The organism is Labrys sp. (in: a-proteobacteria), assembly GCF_047605565.1.
Classification (GTDB): Bacteria; Pseudomonadota; Alphaproteobacteria; order Rhizobiales; family Labraceae; genus Labrys; species Labrys neptuniae.
The window spans coordinates 1-2,888 of record NZ_JASGFM010000087.1 but is presented as its reverse complement, the minus strand read 5'-3'; the positions used below and the strand labels follow the sequence as shown (position 1 = coordinate 2,888).

Sequence of the window (2,888 nt, the reverse complement as noted above, 5' to 3'; positions counted from 1 at the left end):
CGGCACCGAACTCGGCCGCATCCATCCGATCAGCCAGGTGATCGACGAGATCACCGCCATCTTCGCCGATATGGGCTTCGCCATCGCCGAAGGTCCGGATATCGAAACGGACGAATACAACTTCACTTTGCTCAACTTCCCGCCCGGCCATCCGGCCCGCGAGATGCACGACACCTTCTTCCTGGCGCCCGACGAAAAGGGCGAGCGCAAGGTGCTGCGTACCCATACCAGCCCGGTGCAGATCCGCACCATGCTGAGCCAGAAGCCGCCGATCCGCATCGTCGTGCCCGGGCGCACCTATCGCCATGACAGCGACCAGACCCACACCCCGATGTTCCATCAGGTCGAGGGGCTGGTGATCGACAAGGTGAGCCATGTCGGCCACATGAAGTGGGTGCTGGAGGAATTCTGCCGCGCCTTCTTCGAGGTGCCGTCGGTGAAGATGCGCTTCCGCCCCTCCTTCTTTCCCTTCACCGAGCCGTCGATGGAAGTCGACATCCAGTGCTCGCGCAAGGGTGGCGAGATCCGCTTCGGCGAGGGCGAGGACTGGCTGGAGATCCTGGGCTGCGGCATGGTGCATCCCAACGTGCTGCGCAATTGCGGCCTCGATCCCGACGAATATCAGGGCTTTGCCTGGGGCATGGGCATCGACCGCATCGCCATGCTGAAATATGGCATGCCGGATCTGCGCCCCTTCTTCGACGCCGATGTGCGCTGGCTCTCCCATTTCGGCTTCCGCCCCTTCGACCTGCCGAGCCTGGCCGGCGGCCTGACGGCCTGAGTTCGCACGGCGTCTCAACCAGACGTGAAAAGCCCTCCCGGTGTGCCGGGGAGGGCTATTTGCCGGCCATTGTGCTGCCCCTCACCCTTACCCTCTCCCCGTAAGAACGGGGCGAGGGGACGCAGTCGTCGCGCTTTGTTCTTACATACCTGCATCCCGCCTAGCCGTTCCGCGAGGTGAAGCGTTTTCAGTTTTGAGCGCCACGCCGATGCCCCCTCGCCCCGTTCTTACGGGGAGAGGGTAAGGGTGAGGGGCAGCGCGACGCTTCAGATCACGATTGTCAGACCGCAATTGTCAGATCGCGCACACAAGCGGCTTGCGCCCGATCCAGGGGGCGGCTTCCTCCGCCTGGGCAGCGAGCTGCAGGATCGTCGCCTCGTCGCCATGGCGGCCGATGAACTGGATGCCCACGGGTTTGTTGCCGTCGGCCATGCCGAGCGGCACCGACATTGCCGGCAGGCCGGAGATGTTGAAGGCGAACATGAAGGCGGCATCCGACCAGCGCGCCAAGTAGCGCTCGCGATGGCCATCCTCCATCGACCAGTAGCCGACGGGGCGCGGCGGCTGGGTCAAAGTGGGCGTGATGAAGACGTCGAAGGGGGCGAGTTCGGTGGCGATGCGCTGGGCCGCCTTGCGCACGGCGCCGATGCTGGCCGAATACTGCGTCGCCGACAGGGTCTTGGCATATTCCAGCATCGACCAGTTGAATGGCTGGAGATCGGCCTCTTCCGGCGGGCGTCCGGCGAATTGGGCGTGCTGGGTGAACTCGGTCGAGGTCTCCACCGCGATGATGTCGTTGTAACGCCACCAGGCCTCCTCGAGATCGACCTCGAAGCGGTATTCCTCGGTCGAATGGCCGAGGCTCTCCAGCAGCCTGACGGTGTCCTCGACGGCCGCCTTCACCTCGGGCGCATAGGGCTCGCCGAAGGGAGCGGTAAGCGTATAGCCGATCTTCAACCCCTTGGGGCGGCTGGCGAGCAGCGACAGCCAGCTCTCCTCGGGGCGCGGCGCCGTATAGGGATCGCCCGGCAGGTTGCCGGCGACGACATCGAGAAAGGCGGCGGTGTCGCGCACGCTGCGGCTGTTGCACAGGAAATAGATGCAGCCGAACCACAGATCCGCATCGAAGGGCCCGTAGCTGACCCGGCCGCGCGAAGGCTTCAGGCCGACCACGCCGCAACAGGAAGCCGGTACGCGGATCGAACCGCCGCCATCGGAGGCATCGGCGATCGGCACGATGCGGGCGGCGACGGCCGCCGCCGAGCCGCCGCTCGAGCCACCGGCGGTAACGGCCGGATTCCAGGGATTGACGGTCGGGCCGTAGAGGCGCGGCTCGGTCGAAATGCACCAGCCATATTCGGGCGTGTTGCTGCGCCCGATCGGTGCCAGGCCGGAGGCGCGCATGCGGCCGCCGATTTCGGAATCGGCAGGGCAGACATAGTTCTGGAGATAAGCGAGCCCCGAAGTCAGCGGCGTGCCCTGCCATTGCGTGCCGAGATTCTTGAGCAGGAACGGCACGCCCGCGAACGGGCCGGAGCCCGGTGCCTCCGCGACCTGCCGCGCGACGTCGAAGGTCGGAATGACAACGCTGTTCAGCTTGGGATCGAGACGGCCGACGAGTTCGATCGCCGTCTCGACCAGTTCCGAAGCCTTGACCTGCTTGGCCCGCACCAGCTCTCCGAGCGCCAAGGCATCGGACTGAGCATAGAGCTTGACGAGATCCTCCGTGACGGCAGCCATTTCCTCACCCATTTCTTCGATCGGCCTGCGATGGCCGCCAGTCTGGAAGGAAATGAAGTGGAATTGGATGCCCCTCCTTCCACGATCTCTTGCTTTGTCCGCTGCGCCTTTGCGGTTCCGGGGCCTGCGTCAAATCGCGAAACGCCGCGGTACTACAGTCGCATTTCCCGGATTGGGAGTGTCAGCCTCCGGCTGACATCTTGAAAGCCAAGCCCTTGCGGCTCGGTAAGATGTCGGCCGGAGGCTGACACTCCGCACATCCTGCACCCCGTCGTGCAAACCAACCGTGATGCTAGCGCAGCGCCTGTGGCCCTAGGAGTTGTGGACACTTATCTGATCCATAGAACTGTAGCGGCAAGGGTTATGA

2 protein-coding genes are annotated in these 2,888 nt (G+C 64.5%); one reads left to right on the top strand and one right to left on the bottom strand.

The features are described 5' to 3' along the window. A partial coding sequence (pheS, locus tag QM672_RS32565) for a phenylalanine--tRNA ligase subunit alpha (protein ID WP_415087383.1) occupies positions 1 to 781 on the top strand: 781 nt, incomplete at its 5' end. 294 nt (positions 782 to 1,075) lie between these two features. Here pheS and QM672_RS32560 read toward each other — a convergent pair. Next, positions 1,076 to 2,521, bottom strand: a complete 1,446-nt coding sequence (locus QM672_RS32560) for an amidase (protein WP_415087382.1) — start codon at positions 2,519 to 2,521, stop codon at positions 1,076 to 1,078. Positions 2,522 to 2,888: the final 367 nt, after the last annotated feature.